This window comes from Aurantimonas marina (assembly GCF_017183135.1).
Lineage (GTDB): Bacteria > Pseudomonadota > Alphaproteobacteria > Rhizobiales > Rhizobiaceae > Aurantimonas > Aurantimonas marina.
The window spans coordinates 277731-297362 of record NZ_JADDXW010000002.1; the positions used below are offsets into that span (position 1 = coordinate 277731).

General features: G+C 66.5%; 20 protein-coding genes. 10 read left to right on the plus strand and 10 right to left on the minus strand.

Translation table 11 applies throughout. The features are described from left to right. Nucleotides 1-832 precede the first annotated feature (832 nt). Genes ING15_RS04090 through ING15_RS04100 form a run of 3 tightly spaced genes read right to left on the minus strand, consistent with a single transcriptional unit; the run spans nucleotide 833 to nucleotide 3191 of the window. Complete coding sequence (locus tag ING15_RS04090) at nucleotides 833-1093, minus strand: acyl carrier protein (RefSeq protein WP_206453502.1); 261 nt, start codon at nucleotides 1091-1093, stop codon at nucleotides 833-835. Between the two features lie 19 nt (nucleotides 1094-1112). Continuing rightward, entirely contained in the window at nucleotides 1113-2825 is a 1713-nt protein-coding gene (locus tag ING15_RS04095; protein ID WP_206453503.1) for a hypothetical protein, read from the minus strand. 12 nt (nucleotides 2826-2837) lie between these two features. Next, nucleotides 2838-3191 carry an S-adenosylmethionine decarboxylase family protein gene (locus ING15_RS04100; RefSeq protein ID WP_206453504.1) on the minus strand — a complete coding sequence of 118 codons (354 nt, stop codon included), beginning with the start codon at nucleotides 3189-3191 and terminating at the stop codon, nucleotides 2838-2840. A gap of 160 nt (nucleotides 3192-3351) precedes the next feature. Here ING15_RS04100 and ING15_RS04105 point away from each other — a divergent pair, with 160 nt between their 5' ends. Together ING15_RS04105 and ING15_RS04110 are read left to right on the plus strand one after the other, a co-directional pair. Beyond that, nucleotides 3352-3876 (plus strand): GNAT family N-acetyltransferase, encoded by a 525-nt coding sequence (locus ING15_RS04105; protein ID WP_206453505.1) that lies wholly within the window; start codon nucleotides 3352-3354, stop codon nucleotides 3874-3876. Between the two features lie 66 nt (nucleotides 3877-3942). Continuing rightward, nucleotides 3943-5106, plus strand: coding sequence for a radical SAM protein (locus ING15_RS04110; protein ID WP_206453506.1), 1164 nt, complete (start codon nucleotides 3943-3945; stop codon nucleotides 5104-5106). On the opposite strand, the gene ING15_RS04115 is transcribed toward ING15_RS04110, so the two are convergent. Further along, a complete protein-coding gene (locus ING15_RS04115) occupies nucleotides 5019-5918 on the minus strand; it encodes a hypothetical protein (protein WP_206453507.1) in 900 nt (299 codons plus the stop codon). The genes ING15_RS04110 and ING15_RS04115 overlap by 88 nt on opposite strands. A 100-nt stretch (nucleotides 5919-6018) precedes the next feature. Here ING15_RS04115 and ING15_RS04120 point away from each other — a divergent pair, with 100 nt between their 5' ends. The 3 genes from ING15_RS04120 to ING15_RS04130 are packed head-to-tail and all read left to right on the plus strand — an operon-like array spanning nucleotide 6019 to nucleotide 9073. Further along, nucleotides 6019-6333, plus strand: a complete 315-nt coding sequence (locus ING15_RS04120; RefSeq protein ID WP_206453508.1) for an acyl carrier protein — start codon at nucleotides 6019-6021, stop codon at nucleotides 6331-6333. Continuing rightward, nucleotides 6334-8139, plus strand: coding sequence for a B12-binding domain-containing radical SAM protein (locus ING15_RS04125; protein ID WP_206453509.1), 1806 nt, complete (start codon nucleotides 6334-6336; stop codon nucleotides 8137-8139). Nucleotides 8140-8143: 4 nt separating this feature from the next. Then, on the plus strand, nucleotides 8144-9073 hold the full coding sequence (locus ING15_RS04130) for a glycosyltransferase family 2 protein (RefSeq protein WP_206453510.1): 930 nt from the start codon (nucleotides 8144-8146) through the stop codon (nucleotides 9071-9073). Here ING15_RS04130 and ING15_RS04135 read toward each other — a convergent pair. From ING15_RS04135 to ING15_RS04150, 4 genes are all read right to left on the minus strand, one after another. Continuing rightward, nucleotides 9041-10459, minus strand: coding sequence for a pyridoxal phosphate-dependent aminotransferase (locus ING15_RS04135; RefSeq protein WP_206453511.1), 1419 nt, complete (start codon nucleotides 10457-10459; stop codon nucleotides 9041-9043). The two genes, ING15_RS04130 and ING15_RS04135, sit on opposite strands and share 33 nt — an antisense overlap. Further along, nucleotides 10456-11790, minus strand: coding sequence for a type III PLP-dependent enzyme domain-containing protein (locus ING15_RS04140; RefSeq protein WP_206453512.1), 1335 nt, complete (start codon nucleotides 11788-11790; stop codon nucleotides 10456-10458). Before ING15_RS04140 ends, ING15_RS04135 begins: the two co-directional genes overlap by 4 nt. 96 nt (nucleotides 11791-11886) lie before the next feature. Then, on the minus strand, nucleotides 11887-12648 hold the full coding sequence (locus tag ING15_RS04145) for an SDR family NAD(P)-dependent oxidoreductase (protein WP_206453513.1): 762 nt from the start codon (nucleotides 12646-12648) through the stop codon (nucleotides 11887-11889). Between the two features lie 112 nt (nucleotides 12649-12760). Continuing rightward, complete coding sequence (locus ING15_RS04150) at nucleotides 12761-13240, minus strand: TspO/MBR family protein (protein ID WP_206453514.1); 480 nt, start codon at nucleotides 13238-13240, stop codon at nucleotides 12761-12763. Between the two features lie 291 nt (nucleotides 13241-13531). Between ING15_RS04150 and ING15_RS04155 the strand changes: the two genes are divergently transcribed. The 3 genes from ING15_RS04155 (at nucleotide 13532) to ING15_RS04165 (ending at nucleotide 16871) form a co-directional block, all read left to right on the plus strand. Beyond that, nucleotides 13532-14926 carry a circularly permuted type 2 ATP-grasp protein gene (locus ING15_RS04155; protein ID WP_206453570.1) on the plus strand — a complete coding sequence of 465 codons (1395 nt, stop codon included), beginning with the start codon at nucleotides 13532-13534 and terminating at the stop codon, nucleotides 14924-14926. Between the two features lie 2 nt (nucleotides 14927-14928). Beyond that, the gene (locus tag ING15_RS04160; RefSeq protein ID WP_206453515.1) at nucleotides 14929-15876 is read left to right on the plus strand and encodes an alpha-E domain-containing protein; all 948 of its coding nucleotides are present in this window, start codon (nucleotides 14929-14931) and stop codon (nucleotides 15874-15876) included. A gap of 260 nt (nucleotides 15877-16136) precedes the next feature. Continuing rightward, a complete protein-coding gene (locus ING15_RS04165; RefSeq protein ID WP_206453516.1) occupies nucleotides 16137-16871 on the plus strand; it encodes a peptidase in 735 nt (244 codons plus the stop codon). A 21-nt stretch (nucleotides 16872-16892) separates the two neighbouring features. On the opposite strand, the gene ING15_RS04170 is transcribed toward ING15_RS04165, so the two are convergent. Further along, nucleotides 16893-17258: a gamma-butyrobetaine hydroxylase-like domain-containing protein gene (locus ING15_RS04170; RefSeq protein WP_206453517.1), complete on the minus strand. Its 366-nt coding sequence runs from the start codon at nucleotides 17256-17258 to the stop codon at nucleotides 16893-16895. Between the two features lie 189 nt (nucleotides 17259-17447). Between ING15_RS04170 and moaA the strand changes: the two genes are divergently transcribed. After that, nucleotides 17448-18437 (plus strand): GTP 3',8-cyclase MoaA, encoded by a 990-nt coding sequence (gene moaA, locus ING15_RS04175; protein ID WP_206453518.1) that lies wholly within the window; start codon nucleotides 17448-17450, stop codon nucleotides 18435-18437. A gap of 4 nt (nucleotides 18438-18441) precedes the next feature. Further along, complete coding sequence (locus ING15_RS04180) at nucleotides 18442-18921, plus strand: hypothetical protein (protein WP_206453519.1); 480 nt, start codon at nucleotides 18442-18444, stop codon at nucleotides 18919-18921. Between the two features lie 35 nt (nucleotides 18922-18956). On the opposite strand, the gene ING15_RS04185 is transcribed toward ING15_RS04180, so the two are convergent. Then, nucleotides 18957-19451: a hypothetical protein gene (locus ING15_RS04185; protein WP_206453520.1), complete on the minus strand. Its 495-nt coding sequence runs from the start codon at nucleotides 19449-19451 to the stop codon at nucleotides 18957-18959. Between the last annotated feature and the right edge of the window lie 181 nt (nucleotides 19452-19632).

Here is a 19632-nt window from a genome sequence, read left to right on the forward strand (position 1 = left end):
GGCCCAGTTGCTGCCACCGAGGATCGTCAGGGATAGGTCCGCTTTTCATTAGCACAGGCCAGAACCGGACAGGCAGCTTCCTGACGGCCATTGCTGAGAAGATGCCAGGCCGCTTCCGGCCCAAATCCGCCGCCGCCCAAAAAATTTCTCCCCACCCTTTCCGCCTCCCGCATACTTGCCTCACCGCCGGCCCACGGAACGGGCGCGAATGATCACCGGGATCGTTCGTTGGGCCAAGGGGAGAAATCCCTGGCGGGCGGTGTCCGCGACGGGGCTTCTTCCGGAGAAGTGCCCGGCCCGGACGACCCTTTGCTCCGCCGGACCGTCCCCCACTAACGAGGGGTCTGCGGATCGGTCCGCTTGAGGCCCCGCAAGGGCCGAACAGCCGGCAGCGCATGGCGCCCCATGAAAGTGCGGGGGGCGCCATGTCGAAGGGTTGGTCAAACGCCGCGCGGGATGCCGGAGGCGGACCGTATGACGTAAAACAGTCGGAGGGTTCGCCTCCGGCGTCCCGCCGCTTGTAAGGGCGGCATCAATTGGACAAGGCAGACGAAGCGGAAGGAGGAGCCAGTGTCGGGGAATGCATACGCCGGCCGTGAACGCGGTGCGGGCGATGACGCGCGTCTTGCTCCCTTCCGAGGAAAAAGGCAGCAGCCCTCTGCACTTCGTCATCCTCGCGCTTGCGCGGGGATCCATGCCTCCGCGCGGGTCGTGGCCGCTCGGGTGACGGAAGAGACGCGTATTTCCGGGACCGGTCTGGCGGCGGCAACGATCTGGCATGGATCCCGGCTTGCGGCCGAGGATGACGAGGCAGGTGATGCCGTCCGCCTCCCTATGCGCCCGCCGAACTGCCCCGCCGCACCGCCGCCACCAGCGCGGGGACGCCGTCGATCACCTCGATCTCGGCCATGGTCAGGCGGACACCGAATTCGGCCTCCAGCGCGAAGACGATGCGCACCAGGGCGAAGGAATCCCAGGCCGCGACCTCGTCAGTGCGGGTCGTGGGCGTGATCGCACCCGGATCAACGCCCAGCACGTCGGCGACGAGCGCGGCGACGCGGGATTCGATGTCGCTGTCGGTCAGGGTCGTCATGATGGCCTCGTCCCTCGTCTCATGATCCCTCCGTGCGATCGTCGATCGTCAGCCCGTCGGGAGCCGCCACGCCGGCCGCGTTATCCGCCGGGTCGAGATCGAGAACCCAGCGGCCGCCGTCCTGGCGGAAGCCGGCCGCGGCGAACAGGCCCCGCGCCGGGCGGTTGCGTTCCATCTGCTCGACCGTCCCGCCGACCCGCCGCGCGCCCAGCGCCGCCGCGCGCCGGCAAAGCACCGCGAGCATCGCCGTCTCGACCCGCCGCTGCAAGGCCCGGCAGGAGAGATAGAGATTGCGGATGACGACCGCCTCGTCCGCGCGATCGGCAAGAAGCAGCCCGACGATGCCGTGGCCGCCGAAGACATCGTCGAGCCGCACCAGGAAATCGAGGGCACTGCTTCGCCGGCTGAGTTCCATCTCGTTGGGCCGCTCGGCGGTGAGCACGAACTGGTTGACCCGCCGCGCCAGTTCCGCCGCGCGCGGCCGGCTCGCCGCATCGAGCGGCAGGATGGTGAGCCGGGTTTCGAGGCGTGCGAGGAACGCCGCCGCGTCGGTCTCGGTGGCGCGCAGGCGCTCGACCTCGGCGCGGCGCTGATAATGCGCGGCACGGGTTTCCAAGGGCACCGGCCGTTCCCCCACGGCCAGCAGCGGATCGGCGAGCAGCATTGCCGCGAAGCCATCCGGATCGGCGAAGCGCCGCACGTCCATCGCCGGAAACCGCGCCGCGACCCGCGCGCAATTGACCGGATCGTCGTCGATGAGGAGCGTGTGTTCGGCCGCCAGCCCAAGCTGGTCGAGAAGGGCGGCGACCAGATCCGCCTTGTCGGCCCAGTCGACCGCCAGGGCGGCAAAGCGCGGAACGCCGGACGGCGCGTCATGGGCGAGATCGGCGAGCGCGCCCCGCGCCACCTCGGCCTCGTTACGGCTTGCCGCCGCGATCACCAGACCGCGCTCCGAGAGATTGGCAAGCGCCGCCGCGTAAGTCGCGTGCAGCGCCAGATCGCCATTTTCGCCGGCGACGCCGCGCCACAGCGTATCGTCGAGATCGGTGATCAGCAGCTTCGGCGCGGTGCCGGCGATCCCGGCTATAAAGCCGGCGGCGGTATCGGCGATGGCATCGGCGCCGCGCTCTGACGGGATGGTGCCGAGGCTGGCGGCAAAGCGCGTGTCGAACAGCGGCGCGTTGTCGGCAAGCTCCGGCGCCACCGGACAATGGAAAACACCGGTGCCGGCGTCGCCCGTCCCGGCCGCATCCGTCTCGCCGACGATCGCGACGGGGCATTGCAGGGTTTCGGCGAGGCTTGCCGCGACTCGCGCGGTTTCGTCGTGAACGGTTTTCGTGCCGGTCGCGGCGATGGAGAGGATGGCGCCGTCGAAACGCCCCTGCCCGGCCGCGTCCCGCGCCCGGTCACGGGCCTCGGCCAGCCCCTCCACCGCGACGGTCTCAAGGGCGAAGCCGGCGATCGCGAAGGCAAGACGCAGCGCGTCATCGATGGCGCGCGGCTGATAGGAGGTGACGAGGAAGAACCGCGCAGGACGCAGCGCGGCGACGGTCTCGGCCTCACGCAGCAATGAAGCGGCCCGCGCCGTCCCCAGCCGCTCACGCGCTGCGCGCAGACAGCGCGACATGGCGCCGCGCCCGGCCTCGGCCGCCTCGCGGATGGCTGCGGCATCCGGCGGCGCGGCGGCCGGCGCGAACCACCACCAGGATGGCGCCTGGCTATCCCTCGGCATCGCGGTGAGCGGTCACGGCTGGAGCGGCTCGATCTGCCGGGTGACGTAGCTGCGCTCGACCAGCCCGTCCGGGCACAGAAGCCGCGCGATCTCATCGATCGTCGCATCCTCGTCCATGTCCGGATTGCACAACAGCACGTCGACCAGCACCATTTTATATTCCGGCCAGGTGGTCAACATGATGTGCGACTCGGCGAGGAACACCACCAGCGTGATGCCGTGCGGGACATAGCGCTGGGCATGCTCGCCGATGATCGTCGCGCCGCCGGCTTTCGCCCCGGCGAGCGCCGCGTCGCGCAGCGCCACATCGTCCTCGATCGCGGCCGAACAGTCGCGCATGTCGGCGAGGACTTGGCGTATTCGCATGATTGCACCTTATGATTGCGAGGGCGAATGCCAGTGCCGCCATCGGCCCTGTTCAATTCGCTCGGCTCGCTATAGTCACGCGCCATGCGGGCCGCAACCCCGCGCCACCACCCGCGCGCGACAGTTGCGCGGTTCCTGTCGACGACCGGAGCGCCCCGTCATGGCCGACCGTCCACCCGCCGCAGCCGCACCGAGCGGCCTCGTCTTGCGCGAATTTCGCCTGTCCGATGTCGAGGCGGTCGCGGGATTCGAAGCCGCCATCGCCGTGAAATCCTTCGCCGACGAAGCGGTCACCGACCCGGCGCACTACCGCAAGAAGCTGACCAAGCTGATCAAATATGGCGGCGACTGGACCAAGGTGGCCGAACAGGACGGACGTATCGTCGGCTGGGTCTGGATGGCGCCGCGCCAGAACTTCATCACCGGCGACACCTACGCCGACTTCCGCTCGATGTACGTCGATAGCGAACGGGCTGGCCCCACCGCCGCGATCGCACTCTTGCGCGCCGTCCTCGACCATTGCCGGGAGGCCGGCTACACCCGGATCGTCGGGCGCACGGCCAGTTCCAACGATGCGATGCGCGCGCTTTACCGTCTGGCCGGCTTTGAGGAAAAACATATCGTCTACGAGATGGACATCGCCCCGTCTTCGAGGCGCAGCGTGCCAGGACGCGCGCTTGACTGACATGTAACCCACGGTTGCAGATTTTCAAGGCCCATGCCATCGTGTTCCACGAGACAGGAGGCCGAAATGAAGCGGTTCCTCTATCATGACCTGATTGTCGCGGGGAACTGGTGCAACCTGAAATGCAGCTATTGCACCAGCGTCGCCGACGCGGGCGATTTCGGCGAGGCGACCTCGGCGTCGGCCAAGAAACGCGGCGCATCGATCGCGGTACCCGATGTCCTGGCCATGCTCGATGGGCTTCGCCGTCATGTCGACGCGCCAGTCATCAGGGTCAGCGGCGGCGAACTGTTCCTGCTGGCCAATGCCGCCGATCTCGTCACGGAGCTTTCCGCGCGCTACGCCCATGTCCAGGTGCTGACCAACGGCACCGAACTGACGCCGGCGATCGTCGCGCGCCTGTCCGGTCTCGGCAATGTCGGCTTCAACCTCTCGCTCGACGGCCACACGCCTCAGATGAACGCCATGCGCTGGCGCTCGCCCCGGCTCGGCGAACGGGTGATGGCGGCGCTGGAAGCGATCGCGGCCGCCGGCCGGCCGCTGGAGATCACCATGGTGGTCAGCGATGCCAATGCGGCGCATCTTTGCGACTTCCTGGCGTTCCTCGCGACGCTGCCCTGCCGGGTGGTGCTGATCCCGATTCCGGTGCGCGGCTTCCATGCCGGTCGGCTGTTCGGTCTGGCATCTCGGTGGGCCTTCGCGGAGGCTCTGCGAAACCTGCCCGGCGACTTCGCCCCCGTGCTCGGCCCCGCCGCCTACTATCACCGGCTGGCGGATTTTCTCGATCGGGAGAACGGCGTTCGCCGTCACCGCTGCCATCTGACGGCCGCCGCCGTGCAATTGTTCGACACCGGCGCGATCACCCCCTGCCCGGTCGGCTGGACGGCCGAGATCGCCAATGTCCGCCGCGACGGGATCGACGCGGCGAGCGCCGTGATCGGCGAGCACAAGCTCTACGATCTAATGCAGCGGGACCCGCCGCGGGTGCCGGTCTGCCGCAGCTGCTTCAGCCAGGCGGATGTCATCAACCTCTATCTCGACGGCGCGATCGATCTGGAGGAGCTGGCGGTCATGCCGCTCGTCGCCGCGCCGGCGGCGCGGCAAAGGCTGATCGAACTGAAAGCCGCCCGGACGCGAGCGCTTCAGGCGCCCGCCGAAGCCCGCGCGCGATTTGCTGCGCCAGCGGAGTCGGGGTCGGCGTCGGCCGTGACCGTCGCGGCCGAGCGGTAGACCGTCGACCCAGCCCCCACGGCCAGAAGCCGCGCCGCGGCGTCGATCGTGTCGCAGGTCGGCAGCAATGTCAGCACAAGACAATCGGCGAGCCAGGGCGGACGGGCGTTTTCACCGTCGTCGCGCCCGGTATCGCCCGCGACATGGCGGCAGAGTTCGTCGACCCGTTGCCAGTCGCCCTCGTCGCAGGCGCGCAGCATGGCCGCGAACAAAGCCGGACGATCCGCCAGCGCCACGGCGAAATCCGCCAGCCGCCGCAGCCGTTCGGGCTCGACGTCGAAAGCCGCGTCGCCTACGCCGCCGTTCTCGTACAGCGCCACGGCGGCGCCCGTCGCCGCGATCAATCCCTGCACGGACCGGTTGCGCATCAGCCGGTCAGCGAAAAACAGCCGGGTGCGCGGCGACAGGCGGCGGTCAGGGTCGACGTGTTTCGCCGCCTGGCGCAGGTCGCGCGGCGTTAACGCCAGGCTGGCAAATGTGTCGGGGATCGCGAAGGGCAGATAGATCAGCGCCAGCGCCATGCCGGCAAGCTCCGCCCCGGCGCCCGGCGCCGCCTGGGCAAGCCGTTCCGCGCAGGCCTCAAGGCATGTCTCCTCGCTGTGCAGCAGACGCGCCAGGCTGTCGGCATCGAAGCGCCCGCTGGCCAGCGCCTCGCAGGCAACCGCCAGCGAGCGGAGCTGCCGCCCGTCGCGATCATCAACCAGATCCGAAAAGACATGGCCGCGATCGACGATCTGCTGCTTGGCCGCGAATTCGCGCAGCATCGAACGGCCCCAGGCGCGCCGGAGGCGATCGGTCTGAACCGCAATCATCGAACCGCAGGTCTCATGCCGTTACGCTATCTAAGGTTGTATATCGAAGCAACCAGAGATAGTATTTCCGTTGGATATGTCGGAGAAACGGGTGGGCGGCATGGAAACCAACCAGGACGGGATCGCGGCTCGCCAGTTGGAGGACCAACTGGCGCAAATCCTCGAAAGTCTCTGCGCGCCGAACGAGATGGTCCGGCGGGACGCCGATCTGCGCACCGACAGTTTCGGCGCGATCGGGCTGACGTCGGTCGATTATCTCGAGTTCATCCTCAACGTCGAGACCGAATTGAACATCGACGTGCCGGACGAGGCGCTGATGGACCCCGCCCTCGCCTCCGTGCGGCTCTGGGCCGGCTATCTCGCCCGGCACCGCGACGAACTGGCGACGCCGCTGGTCGGCGCCGCGACGGCCTAGATGCCCGGCGCCCCGCTTCGGGTCGCCCTCGTCGGACCGCGCGAGGACCCCTTCACCGACGATCCCGACCGCGAACACCGCGAGCGGATGCTGCGCAGCTTCGAGGAGATCTGCCGGGACATCGTCACCTTCGGCACCGACTACACCCTGTCGCGCGAGTTCCTAGGCATCGAATATCTGGCGGCGACGCTGCGCCGGGAAGGCCGCCGGGTGGCGGTCGTCGGCGCCGGCAACGAGGGGCTCGACGACAAGGCGCTGATCGCGCGGCTCACCGCCTTCGCGCCCGATATCGCCGGCTTCTCGCTGCTCTACGATTTGCAACTGAAGAGCGCGCTGACCGCCGCGCGGGCCCTGAAACGCGCAAGGCCCGAAACCTTCATCGTCTTCGGCGGGCCGCTGGCCTCGGCGATCTCGGCGCTGCTGCTCGACACCTTTCCGTTCATCGACGCCGTCGTCGAGGGCGAAGGCGAAGCGGCGATGGCGCGGCTGGCCGACGCTGTCGAAGGGCGCTGCGCGCTGGACGCGGTTCCCTCGCTCGTGCGCCGCTCGGAAGGCGGCATCGTCAAGCATCCCCGCGCGACGCCGGCCGACCTCGACACGCTGCCGCATCCCGCCCGCGACATCGTCGCCGCGATCCGCCAGCGCGGCCTGCCGGTGCCGAGCGCCTATCTGACGACATCGCGCGGCTGCAAGGCGTTCTGCACCTTCTGCACGGTACCGAATATCGTGCGCGGCATGAGGGACGGCGTCTACCGGATGCGCGACCCGCGCGGCGTCGTGGATGAGATCGAGGCGGTGACACGCGACCACGGCGTCACGCGCTTCTACATGGCCGACGACAATTTCCTCGGCTATGGCGAAGCGAGCAACCGGCGCATGCTGGCCTTCGCCGACGAAATCCTCGCGCGCGGCCTCAAGATCAACTTTCACGCCGAATGCCGGGTCGATTCGCTGGTGCCGGCAACGCTGGTCCGGCTGCGCGAGGCCGGTTTCGACCAGATCCTTTTCGGTCTGGAATCCGGGTCGACCAAGACGCTGAAGCGCTGGGCCAAAGGCCAGACCGTGGAACAGAACGAAGCGGCCGTGGCGTTGGCGCGCGAGCTCAAGCTCGACCTGATGCCGAGCATGATCCTGCTCGACTGGGAGTCCGGCCTGGACGAGGTCGAGGAGAGTATCGGCTTCATCGAGCGCACGCGGCTGTGGCGCTCGAACCAGCCGTTGTGGCTGGTCAACCGGCTGAAGGTGCATTGCGGCACAGCCGCCGCGCGGCGCTACGACAATGTCCGGGGCAAGCCGGATTTGCCGCCGGTCGACGCCGGCGACCCCGGTAGCCTGGCGCGTTGGTGCGCCGCCGCGACCTATCAGCGAACGCCGATCGAAGACCCTCATGTCGCGGCCTTCTGGTCGGCGTTGAACGGCGAGGCGAACCGCTGGTCGGTGCTGATCGACGAAGTGCTGCCGCCGCTGCTCAAGACGCTGCGGGAGACATCGCGCGACACCGGTCGGGGCGACGCCCTGGCCCGCATCAAACGGATCGCGACGTTCCGGCGCTCCGTCGGCGGCGCGCTCGCCGGGCTCATGCGGCAACTTGTCGACGCAGCGCAGGAACAGGAAAACGCCAGTCATCGCCCCGAAGGCCTCGACGGCGTCGCCCGCCGCTTCGTCGAAGGGTTCGAGACCGAGCTGTTCCCCGAAGGGCTCGACGCCTGGCTCGCGCCCAAGCCGACGGGTCTGGTGGCGATGCCGGGTGCGGCCTCGCGGCCGTCAGCGCGACCGACCGGGGCCATGCCGGCGAAGATCGTCTAGACGAATGGGCGTTCCCGACCTGTCGGTGATCATCCCGACATCGGGCAAGCCGGAGCGGCTCGTGCTGGCGCTGCATTCGCTGATCCCGCAGACGCTTTCTCCGGGTCGCTTCGAGACCATCGTCGTCGCCGACGGACCAGCCGCCGGCACCGAAGCGGCGGTGGCAACGGTTCGCGCGGCGGGACTGGCTGTCCGCCTTCTGCGCATGGCCACCAAGGGTCAGGCGGCGGCGCGCAATCATGGCGCGGCCGCCGCGCTCGCTCCGATGATGCTGTTCATGGATGACGACGTGCTGCTGTCGCCGGACTATCTCGAGACCGCCCTCGCCCATATTGCCGACCAACCGAACCGCGTGGTCCGCGCGCCGGTCTATCTGCTGCGCTATCTGGCGCCGTTCCGCGATCCCGAACGCGGCATCCGCTATGACGGGCGGGCACTCCAGCCCAATTCGCGGCTCACCCAACAGCTCGTGTCCCGCCAAGCCATCGTCGATGACTGGCCGTCGATCGCCCGTCAATGCGTCCACCGCAACCGGTTCGAGCGGCTGGTGAGCGACACGCTCGCCAACGGTCCGGCCGCCCATCGCTGGCTCGGCTATTCGGGGTCCGGCGTTGCGCTAGCAAAACCGCTGTTCGAGGCGGCGGGCGGTTACGACGAGGACTTCGGCTTTCGCTGGGGCGCCGAGGCGATCGAACTCGGCTACCGGCTGATGCGGCGCGGCGCGGAGTTTCGCGACCTGCCCGGCATATTCTCGGCCCATATGGACCACCCGCGCCGCGCCTCGCTCGACAGTTTCGCGGCGAGTTTCGACCATTTCTTCGCCAAACACCGCGACCCGGCGATCCGCGCGGTCGAGCGGCTGATCCTCGGAGAAGACCGTCGGCCGGGCAGTCTGTCAGCCTCAGGCGCCATGCCCGCGGTCGAGGAAATCTGAGAGTTTCTCGCAACCCGCCGCAAAAATCTCTTTCTGGTTCGCCGTCGAAATCCGCACCCAATACTCGCTGGAATCCTCGCGATCATAATCGGCGAAGACGCTCTCGGTGTAGAAGTCGAGGCCGGCGTCGTCGAAGGCGTAGCGCGCGAAGGCCCATTCGTCGCGACCACCGTCGAATTTGACACAATGGTTGAAGCCCGCCGGCGCGGCGATCACCGATCGCAGCCGGTCGCCGAGCCGCCCCTCGAAAGCCTGCCAGTTGGCGGCGCAGATGGCGCCGGTCGCGGAAAGATCGACTTGGTAACGGCGAAACGCCTGCGGCCAGTCGACGGCCGCGTCGAGAAACGCCCAGAGATCGCCGGGCCGGGAAAAGTCGTCAGAGTATGGCGAGAACAGCTTGAGATAACGCCCGGCCCGCCGTGTCACGCGCACCACCAGGTGATCGATCGCCGCGTCGTCTTTCGGATCGCCCACGACGAGCGAAGCAGCCCGGACCCGGCGCGCTGCGGCCCGCAGCACCATGTCGAGCACCAGGGCGCTCGCCCCGGCGTGGACCGGCGACCAGAGGAGCCGTTCGTTGTGGCGACGGACGAAATCGACGACCGGCCGGTCGGCGATCAGCCAGCCAGCCCGCAGGCCGGCAAGGCTGCGCGACTTGGAAAACGAGTTGATCCAGATCAGCCGCTCCAGAAAGGCCTCCGCCTTCGCGGGCAACGGATGCGGCCGATCGGCCTCGCCCGGATGGGCAAGATCGGGCACCTCGTCGAACACCAGCCAGCTTCCAGTGGCCGCGACCGCCGCGATGACGGCGTCCAGTTCCTCCGCGTTGTAGACTTCGCCGGACGGGTTGGTCGGCTGGGTCAGCACCACGATGTCCGGGCGAAGCTTTGCGACGAGCGCGACGGCTTCCGCCGCGCTCGGCAGAATACTGTCCGGTTCCTCGGAACAGCAGGTGCGATAGGCGATCCGGTGTTCGTCGCAGATGGTCGAGAAGTAGCTGTAGTTCAGCCCGAGGACGAGCGCCGTCCGCGCCCCGGCGATCTCGGCGAGATAACGAAAGGCGAAGGCGAGCGCGCCGGTCGCGCCAGCGGTGATCGCGATATTGGCCGGCCCGATCGCGCCGAAGGCGGCGGCGCCGATCCGCTCATGGGTCTCGAAGGCGATCGCCGCGACGACGGCGGGCGCGCCGCCGGGCGCGGTATAGTTCTCGACCAGCATCCGCTCTTTAAGCTCACGGGCGGCGATGTCGAGCAGAACCGACGGAGCCTTCAGGTGATTGACCCCCGAGGAGAGATAGCGGATGCCGCCATGGCGCCTGACGGCGGTGGCCCGACGCGCGGGATCGTAGAAATAGGCATTCGCCCGCTCCAGCGACCGGTAGGTCACGGCGGCACCCGGCCCGGCCCGGCAGCGGCGGGATGGTCCGGCGATTGCAGCGCCAGCACCTCGTCGAACCGCACCCGGCGGGCGATCAGACGTTCATGGTCGCCGTCGACGAGGATCTCCGGCGGCCAGTCGTGGCCGAGGAAGTTCAGCGGGCTCGCCTGTTTGCCGTAGGCGCCGCAGCCGGAAAAGACGATGAGGCCGCCCGGCGCAAGGGTCTTCGAGAGCGGCACCGCGCTGGCCAGCCGGTCGGTCGGCGCGCAGAGCGGACCGGTGAGTTCCGTCGGCTCGCTCTTGCTTTCGTCTGCCGGCGGGCCGGAGACGGCGACCGGCCGCCGCAGGAAGCGCAACGTGCCCGAGACCACCATCAGATGGTGAATGCCACCGTCGAGCGCCGCGAAACGCCGCCCCGCGGTGCGTTTCACCGCGACGACGCGGGCGAGATACCGGCCGGCCGGCCCGGTGACGTATCGCCCCATCTCAAAGCCGAGTTGCGGGGGCGGAGCGTCCCCGACCACGGCTTGCACCTCGGGTCCTCGCAGGAAAGCCGCGATCGGGTCGAGATCTAGGGCGGGGTCGTCGGCATAGAACGGCGCGCCGAAGCCGCCGCCGAAATTGACGAAGCGCGGAGCAAACCCCTGCGACAGACGCCCAACCGCCTCGATCAAGGTCGCGAAGCGCCGGACGAAATCGGCGGCGTTGAGCGATCCCGAGGTCGGATGATTGTGAAACCCGATGATCTCGACCGGCGCCAGGCGGTCTCGGACTCCGAGGATCGCGGCGGCGGTCGCCTCGTCCATGCCGAAGGATGAGGCGCCCGCCCAGTCGCCGCGCCGCGCGCCGGCATCCTGTGGCAGATCGAGCCGCAAGACCGCGGCGGCCGGGCGTCCCACCTGCCTCGCGATCGCCGCCAGCCGTTGGATTTCGCCCGGTGATTCAACCTGCAGCGCGAAGATCCTGGCCGCGACCGCCGCGCCAAGATCGTCGTCGGTCTTGGCTGGCCCCGACCAGACGATCCGTTTCGCCGGGATTCCCGTCGCCATCGCCAATGCCAGCTCGCCCCTGGAGGCGACCTCCGCCCCGAAGCCAAGTGCGGCGAACAGCCCGACGATAGCAGGATTCGGATTGGCCTTGACCGGGTAAAAGAGTGCGGCGCCCTCGGGAAAGGCCGCGCGCAACCGCCCAGCTGCGTGGCGCATGGCGGCCGCGTCATAGACGAAACAGGGCGTGCCATAGCGCTCGGCGATGCCTTCGAGCCGAGCGTGCGGCAGGTTGGCGGCCTCACCTCCGGCCGCACCCGCGCCGGCATTCGGGATGTCGGGCAACTCGGCCATAGCCGACCTCGTGGTTGGCGAACCCTTCACGTTACACAACCATAGGATGCGCTATCGAGGCGGCCGTCAACCGTAGCCGATGCCTTCGTGCTTCGCTCAGATCGAGCCGGCTTCGACCATGTAGTTGTTGGCGGTGCACATCGCGGCATCGTCGGAGGCCAGGAACAGGACCATTCGCGCGAGATAGACCGGCTCGATCAGGTCCGGCAGGCATTGCCGCGCGCGGTGTTTCTCGATCGCCTCCTCGGTCACCCACAATTGCTTCTGCCGCTCGGTCATCACCCAGCCGGGCACCACGGTGTTGACCCGGATGCGGTGCTCGCCGAGATCGCGGGCGAAGGAACGGGTCATGCCATGGACCGCAGCCTTGGCGGTCGTATAGGCCGGCATGCCGCCACCCGCCTCCCACCAGGAATTCGATCCCATATTGACGATCGAGCCCTTGCCGGCGGCGATCATTCCCGGCGCGACCGCCTGGATGGCGAACAGCATGTGGCGCAGATTGGTGGCGATGCGTTCGTCGAAATACTCCGGCGTCAGATCCTCCCAGCCGTGCCGGTCGTCGCGGGCGGCGTTGTTGACGAGGACGGTGGCGGGCCCGTGCGCTTCGGCAAGTGTCGCAAAGGCGCGTCGCAGATCAGCGATATCGCGCAGGTCGCAAGCCTGGAACGTGACGGTCCGGCCATCGGCGACCAGCTCGGCGGCAAGCGCCTCGCCCTTCTCGCGGTCGAGATCGACAAAGCCGATCTTCGAGCCCTGCGCGGCGAAGGCGCGGACCATCTCGGCGCCGATGCCGGAGGCGCCGCCGGTGACGATGACGCTGGCGCCCTCAAGGCTCGGATAGCTGGCAAAGCGCATGGAAATCCCCGCTTGGTTCAACGAAAATGAGAAAGGGTTCTGGCCGCTTTATCCCCGAAACGGAAGCAGAAATTGAGCGAAGCACGTATTCGCCCGGATCTGCGCAGCCGCGTCACGCGTGCGAGAACGCGCCGGGGTTCCTGCGCCAGACCGAAAGATTGAGGCCGGCGGCGACGCAGACCCAGATGAGATACGGGACCAGCAGCAAGCCGGCGACAGCGTCGATGGACCAGAACAGCACGATGTTCGCCGCGACGGCGATCGCCAACAGCGTGATATCGACAAATGCGAGATCGGGCCGGTGCAGGCGGAAGAACAGGGGCGACCACGCCGCGTTGAGGACGAGTTGCACGGCGTAGAAGATGAACGGGAGCGTCGCCAGGCCGGCCGTATCAAAGACCCGCCATCCGGCGATCGCGATCATCAGGTAAAGTGCCGACCAGACGACCGGAAAAGCCCAATTCGGCGGCGTCCAGGAGGGCTTGTCGAGACGACGGTACCAAGCGCCCGGCTTGAAGATCACGCCGCTGAGGCCAACGGCGCATACCAGCGCCAGAAACCCGGCGAAGCTGACGATGTCTGCGAAACTCATGAGATACTTCCGTTGCACGCTGGCATTCTGCCTGTCCTATTTAGAGCATCGGACGATAATATGTACGCGGTTCTGTTTCTCGGCTCGCCGCAGTGATCCACGCGGAGGGCGGCGAGGATCGTAGCGCTACGGTCGGGCCGGCCGAGAAAGTGGGCGCCCGGCGACCGCGGCATACCATCCAAGTCCTGCGCATTTGCCGATCTTCTGGCCGTCAAGTCTTGATTTTCCGGGGTTCCGCTTTCTCTCTAGGGGGAACCCGACTGGAGGATGCCGGTGGAACCGTTCGACGAAATGCTTTCTGGACCGGATGAGGTCCGCGAACCCTACGGACGGTTCAACCAATGGTTCCGCGAGCAAAACGTCGAGGAACTGGCGGCCAAAGCCCACGAGGCGGAAGGCTTCTTCCGCCGCACCGGGATCACCTTCAACGTCTATGGTGAGGACGAGGCGGCCGAACGTCTGATCCCCTTCGACCTGGTACCGCGGATCATAGCCCGCGCCGAATGGGAAAAACTGGCGGAGGGAATCGAGCAGCGGGTCCAGGCGTTAAACGCCTTTCTGCATGACATCTACCATGACCAGGAGATCGTGAAGGCCGGCAAGGTGCCGGAGCGGCTGATCGCTGGCAACGAAGCCTATCTGCCGCAGATGGAAGGCTTCAGCCCACCCGGCGGCGTCTACACCCACATCATCGGCACCGACATCGTGCGGGTTGCAGAGAACGAGTTCTACGTTCTGGAGGACAATGCCCGCACCCCGTCCGGCGTCTCGTACATGATCGAGAACCGGGAAACGATGATGCAGATGTTTCCCGAGCTGTTCGCGCAGAACCGGGTGCGTCCGGTCGAAACCTATCCCCATCATCTGCGCCGCTCGCTCGCCGCCGTCGCGCCCGCCGCATGCGACGGCCCCTGCACCATCGCCGTCCTGACCCCGGGCATCCACAATTCGGCCTATTACGAACACGCCTTCCTCGCCGATCAGATGGGCGTCGAACTGATCGAAGGCTCCGACGTCAAGGAAATCGACGGGCGCATCCAGATGCGCACGACGGAAGGTTACACGCCGATCGACGTCCTCTACCGGCGCGTCGACGACGAATATCTCGATCCCAAGACGTTCCGACCCGATTCCATGCTCGGCATCCCCGGCATCATGGAGGTCTACAAGAACGGCGGCATCACTATCGCCAACGCCCCCGGCACCGGCATTTCCGACGACAAGGCGATCTATTCCTACATGCCTGAGATCGTCGAGTTCTACACCGGTAAGCCGGCGCTCCTGGAGAACGTTCCGACGTGGCGCTGCGCCGAGGAAGACAGCCTCGCCTATGTGCTCGACAATCTCCAAGACCTCGTCGTCAAGGAGGTCCACGGCTCCGGTGGCTACGGCATGCTGGTCGGACCGGCTGCGTCCAAGGCCGAGTGCGAAAGCTTCGCCGCCAAGCTGCGGGCCCGGCCCGGCAACTACATCGCGCAGCCGACGCTGGCGCTCTCCACCGTCCCAATCCTGGTCGACCAGGGGCTGGCCCCCCGTCATGTCGACCTTCGTCCCTTCGTTCTCGTATCCGACAAGGTCCGGATCATCCCCGGTGGCCTGACCCGCGTCGCCCTCAAAAACGGCTCGCTGGTGGTCAATTCCAGCCAAGGCGGCGGCACCAAGGACACCTGGGTTTTGAGGGACTGAACATGGCACTACTCGGACGCACCGCCAACGGCCTGTTCTGGATGTTCCGCTACATCGAACGCGCCGAAAACATGGCCCGCCTCGTCGATGCCGGACAGCGGCTGTCGCTCACCAACCTGTCGGCGGAACCGGACGAATGGCAGTCGGTGCTTGTCTCGGCCGGCGTCGAAGCGGCCTATCGCGCCAAGCACGCCGAACTCGACCCGGACACGATCGTCGACTTCCTCCTGCGTGACCGCGACAACCCATCGAGCGTGCGCTCGTCGATCGAGACCGCCCGCACCAACGGTCGGATGGTGCGGACCGCCCTCACCCGCGATCTGTGGGAGACGCTGAACGAGAGCTGGCTGATCACGAAAGCCGAACTCCAGCGACCGCTCGATCCGCGCCGACTGCAGACGGTTCTCGACCTCGTCAAGCGGCAGACCGCACTGATCCGCGGCGCCTTCTACGGCACCATGCTGCGCAACGAGATCTTCGACTTCTGCCATCTCGGCGCCTTCCTCGAGCGCGCCGACAACACCGCCCGCATCCTCGACGTCAAATATTGGGTGCTTTTGCCCGAGCACTCCTCGGTCGGCTCTTCGCTGGACAATTTCCAGTGGACGTCGATCCTACGCTCGGTCTCGGCGCACCGTTCCTACGCCTGGGAATACGATGCCGACTACAAGGCGGTGAACATCATCGACTTCCTGATGCTCAACCGGCGGCTGCCGCGCTCGCTCGCCTATTGCTACGACTGCATCGAGGAGAGCCTGAAATATCTCAACCGCAACTACGAGGTGCAGCACCCCTGCTATCTCACCGCAGGGGCGATCAAGCAGCGGCTGGCCGACAATTCCGTGAAGGAGATCATCGACGGCGGGCTGCACGAGTTCCTGGAAGCCTTCATTCTTGACAACAACCGCCTCGCCGGCGAGATCGCCAAGAGCTACCGGTTTTATCCGTGAGACCACGCTCGGTCATGAGCCGACGGAGCGAACGATCGACTGGCGCCCCGCACGATCCAATCCAATCCCGGCAGGACGACTCGGCGCGGACGCTTCGTTCCGCGCCGCCTTCTTCCGTCACCCAGGATCGTTTTGTCGACTGCGGCATCCGCGCCATTGCGAGCCCGGTTCCCATTGCGTATCTGCCTGGATGACCGAAAGCTGGATGGCTGGGGTCGATTCGGCGCCGGTCGGCGCGCTTCCTGAGGACGAACACCCCCATGACCTACTGCGTCGGGCTTCTTGTCGATCGCGGCCTCGTCTTCATGTCCGACACCCGCACCAATGCGGGCGTCGACAACATTTCCGTCGTCTCCAAGATGAAGACCTGGGAGGTGCCGGACGACCGTTTTCTCTGCCTGTTGAGCGCCGGCAATCTGGCGACGACCCAAGCCGCCATCTCGCTGCTCGACGAGCGCAGCATCGCCCCGTCGGAGCGACAGCCGGCGATCCTGACCCAGCCGACGATGTTCCAGACCGCAAAACTCGTCGGCGAGACGCTGCGCGAGGTGATTTCAGGCGCAGCGACGGCTGGACAGATGGCCGATTCGGTGTTTTCCGGCTCCTTCATTCTCGGTGGTCAGATCAAGGGCGGCGCGCCGCGGCTGTATCTGATCTATCCAGAGGGCAACTTCATCGAGGCGGGTGCGGACACGCCGTTCTTCCAGACCGGCGAGCATAAATACGGTCGACCGATCATCATCCGCACCTACGACCCCGCGATGTCGCTGGAGGAGTGCGCCAAGCTGCTGCTGGTGTCGTTCGATTCCACGATCCGCTCCAATCTGTCGGTAGGCCCGCCGATCGACATGCAGTTTTACGATACCGACAGCCTTAGGCCCGGTTACAGGCACCGCTTCGACCAGCGCGATCCCTACTATAGCGAGATCTCCGAGGGCTGGTCCGACGCGCTCAAGAGCGCCTTCGACCAGTTGCCGGCCTTTGTCCGCACCTGATTCGGTCTTGATGGGCTGGCCTCACCGCTCGCGCTTCAACCCCTTGGCCTTTAGCTCGTCGAGATAGGCCTGCCAGCGCTCCTCCTTCTCGCGACCGAGTTCGGCGAGATAGGTCCAGGTGAAGATGCCGGAACTGTGCATATCGTCGAACATGATTCGGACTGCGTAGTTTCCGACCGGCTGGATGTCGATGATCTGAACCTGGATTTTGCCGCCGACGGTCTGACGCTGCGACGGCGAATGCCCCTGCACCTCGGCCGACGGCGACATCACCCGCAGCATCTCGGCCGGCAATTCGATGCGCTCGTCGCCAGGCAGAACCACGATGAGTGTCCTGCGGTCGGGGGTCACCCGGATCTGTTCGGGCGTGAGCGTGGCGGTCGTCATGGCAATTTCATTCCTTCATCCAATGGTTTGATCGTCACGAAACGCTTGACCCGGGCCCATCGGCCTTCCACATTCGCCAGCATGGATATGACGAACTTCCCGGCCCCGCCGCATCGACAGTCCCGGGCGGCAGGCGACATAGAACTGCCTTCCACGGCGACCAGCCCGACTAAGGCCTCCGGCGCGGAAATGATCGACCCGTTTGGTCGAGCGATAACCTATCTGCGCGTCTCCGTCACCGACCGCTGCGATTTCCGCTGTGTCTATTGCATGGCCGAGGACATGACCTTCCTGCCGAAGCGCGACCTGCTGACGCTGGAAGAACTCGACCGGCTGTCCAGCGCCTTCATCGCCAAGGGTGTCAGAAAGCTGCGGCTGACCGGCGGCGAGCCGCTGGTGCGCAAGAACATCATGCACCTTGTCCGCTCGCTGTCGCGGCACCTGCACACCGGTGCGCTGGAAGAGCTGACGCTGACCACCAACGGCTCGCAGCTCGCCCGCTTCGCCGACGAACTCGCCGATTGCGGGGTGAAACGGCTCAATGTCTCGCTGGACACGCTGGACGCGGCGAAGTTCAAGGAGATCACCCGCTGGGGAGAACTCGACAAGGTCATGGGCGGCATTCGCGCGGCCCAGGCGGCAGGCATCCAGATCAAGATCAACGCTGTGGCTCTCAAGGGTTTCAACGACGCCGAAATTCCCTCGATGATCGAGTGGGCTCATGGCGAGGGCCTCGATTTCACCCTGATCGAGACGATGCCGATGGGCGAGATCGACGAGGACAGGACCGACCAATACCTTCCGCTGAGCCAGGTGCGGGAGCGTCTTGCCGAGCGCTGGACGCTGTCGGACATTCCTTACAAGACCGGCGGTCCAGCCCGATACGTCGAGGTCGCGGAGACTGGCGGCCGGCTCGGCTTCATCACGCCGATGACCCATAATTTCTGCGAAAGCTGCAACCGGGTCCGCGTCACCTGCACCGGCACCTTGTTCATGTGCCTCGGCCAGGAGGACGCGGCCGATCTTCGGGCGCCGCTGCGCGCCTCCGAAGGCGACGAATTGCTGTCGAACGCCATCGACGAGGCGATCGGCCGCAAGCCGAAGGGACATGATTTCATCATCGACCGCGCGACGCGAAGACCCTCGGTCTCGCGGCACATGAGCGTGACCGGAGGATAGTTTCATGCGTAGCTGGATGATGTCGTTCGCGGCTGCCGCCGCCGCCGCGCTGGTGCTGGCGAGTGCGCCGGCGATGGCGGACGAGGTGACCTACCGCAACGAGCGGTTCGGTACGTCGGCGAGCTTTCCGTCGGAAGCCTTCCCGGATCAGTTGCCGGCGCCGACGAATGGCGACGGCTTGGGCTGGACGTCACCGGAGGGTGCCGAGATCTTCATCTATGCGCGACCCAATCAGGGTGGCGAGACACCGAAATCGGTCATCAGGGACCGCGCCGAGGTCGACAAGGTCACCTATGACAAATCCGGCCGCAGTTGGGCCGTGGTATCCGGCTATCGCGACGGCCAGATTTTCTACGAACGCTACATCTTTCGCGGCGATCTGATCCACTCGGTGTCGATCCGCTATCCGGAAAGCCTGCGCGCCACCTATGATCCGCTGGTCGGGCCGGTCACGATGACGCTACGCGGCCCGGCCAACGGCTGAGGCGAGAGGAAGCGGCGCCGGTCGCGCCGCTTCGATCAGACCAGCTCGCCGCGATAGGCTTCCTGGACGGTTTCGTAGCTTGCCTTAGCCGTTGACAGGTCGGCATCGGGCTGTTCCGCCGCGAACAGCGCCAGTTGGGTCGATATCTCGCCGACCCCCTTGATAAGGCTGAATGTCTTCTGCGGGTCGACGTTGTTAATCGCGGCCGGACGCACTTGCTCGACGGACGTCGACTTCGCCGCCACATTGACCGAGCCCGGCGCGGTCGCGCCGGTTGTCGGAGCCGATTCACGCGCCGATAGCTGAGCGGCTTGCGACGGCGCCGCTGGGCTGGCGGATGTCGTGGCCGGGGCCGTGCTGGAGCCGCTCGACGCAGTCTGCGAAGAAGAACCGGTCGCGGTCGTTCCCGACGATGGGCTTTCGGACGCCGGTGCCGTGTTGGATGCGGACTCGTCCGGGGGCGGCGACTGGTAGCTTTGCTGCGACGACTGCGTGCCGCCGGCAGGCAATAGGTTGAACGACAATGACATGCACTATTATCCTCGATATTACGATGGCGCATGTCTAGCCGTGAGATTATTTCCGCCTGCTTCCGGAAATCCCTAAATCTCTAGTCAACACTCGGTGAGAACTGCACTTGGACTGCGACAAGTCGGCTCAGACCCGCTCTCGCTAATCCCCTCCAGGAAGAGTAAGGACGACTGACCACCC

Excerpts from the sequence above, each read along its gene's own strand:
- ING15_RS04090 (WP_206453502.1), bottom strand. The coding sequence starts at position 1,093 with ATGACGACCCTGACCGACAGCGACATCGAATCCCGCGTCGCCGCGCTC.
- ING15_RS04095 (WP_206453503.1), bottom strand. The coding sequence starts at position 2,825 with ATGCCGAGGGATAGCCAGGCGCCATCCTGGTGGTGGTTCGCGCCGGCC.
- ING15_RS04100 (WP_206453504.1), bottom strand. The coding sequence starts at position 3,191 with ATGCGAATACGCCAAGTCCTCGCCGACATGCGCGACTGTTCGGCCGCG.
- ING15_RS04105 (WP_206453505.1), top strand. The coding sequence starts at position 3,352 with ATGGCCGACCGTCCACCCGCCGCAGCCGCACCGAGCGGCCTCGTCTTG.
- ING15_RS04110 (WP_206453506.1), top strand. The coding sequence starts at position 3,943 with ATGAAGCGGTTCCTCTATCATGACCTGATTGTCGCGGGGAACTGGTGC.
- ING15_RS04115 (WP_206453507.1), bottom strand. The coding sequence starts at position 5,918 with ATGATTGCGGTTCAGACCGATCGCCTCCGGCGCGCCTGGGGCCGTTCG.
- ING15_RS04120 (WP_206453508.1), top strand. The coding sequence starts at position 6,019 with ATGGAAACCAACCAGGACGGGATCGCGGCTCGCCAGTTGGAGGACCAA.
- ING15_RS04125 (WP_206453509.1), top strand. The coding sequence starts at position 6,334 with ATGCCCGGCGCCCCGCTTCGGGTCGCCCTCGTCGGACCGCGCGAGGAC.
- ING15_RS04130 (WP_206453510.1), top strand. The coding sequence starts at position 8,144 with ATGGGCGTTCCCGACCTGTCGGTGATCATCCCGACATCGGGCAAGCCG.
- ING15_RS04140 (WP_206453512.1), bottom strand. The coding sequence starts at position 11,790 with ATGGCCGAGTTGCCCGACATCCCGAATGCCGGCGCGGGTGCGGCCGGA.
- ING15_RS04145 (WP_206453513.1), bottom strand. The coding sequence starts at position 12,648 with ATGCGCTTTGCCAGCTATCCGAGCCTTGAGGGCGCCAGCGTCATCGTC.
- ING15_RS04150 (WP_206453514.1), bottom strand. The coding sequence starts at position 13,240 with ATGAGTTTCGCAGACATCGTCAGCTTCGCCGGGTTTCTGGCGCTGGTA.
- ING15_RS04155 (WP_206453570.1), top strand. The coding sequence starts at position 13,532 with ATGCTTTCTGGACCGGATGAGGTCCGCGAACCCTACGGACGGTTCAAC.
- ING15_RS04160 (WP_206453515.1), top strand. The coding sequence starts at position 14,929 with ATGGCACTACTCGGACGCACCGCCAACGGCCTGTTCTGGATGTTCCGC.
- ING15_RS04165 (WP_206453516.1), top strand. The coding sequence starts at position 16,137 with ATGACCTACTGCGTCGGGCTTCTTGTCGATCGCGGCCTCGTCTTCATG.
- ING15_RS04170 (WP_206453517.1), bottom strand. The coding sequence starts at position 17,258 with ATGACGACCGCCACGCTCACGCCCGAACAGATCCGGGTGACCCCCGAC.
- moaA (WP_206453518.1), top strand. The coding sequence starts at position 17,448 with ATGATCGACCCGTTTGGTCGAGCGATAACCTATCTGCGCGTCTCCGTC.
- ING15_RS04180 (WP_206453519.1), top strand. The coding sequence starts at position 18,442 with ATGCGTAGCTGGATGATGTCGTTCGCGGCTGCCGCCGCCGCCGCGCTG.
- ING15_RS04185 (WP_206453520.1), bottom strand. The coding sequence starts at position 19,451 with ATGTCATTGTCGTTCAACCTATTGCCTGCCGGCGGCACGCAGTCGTCG.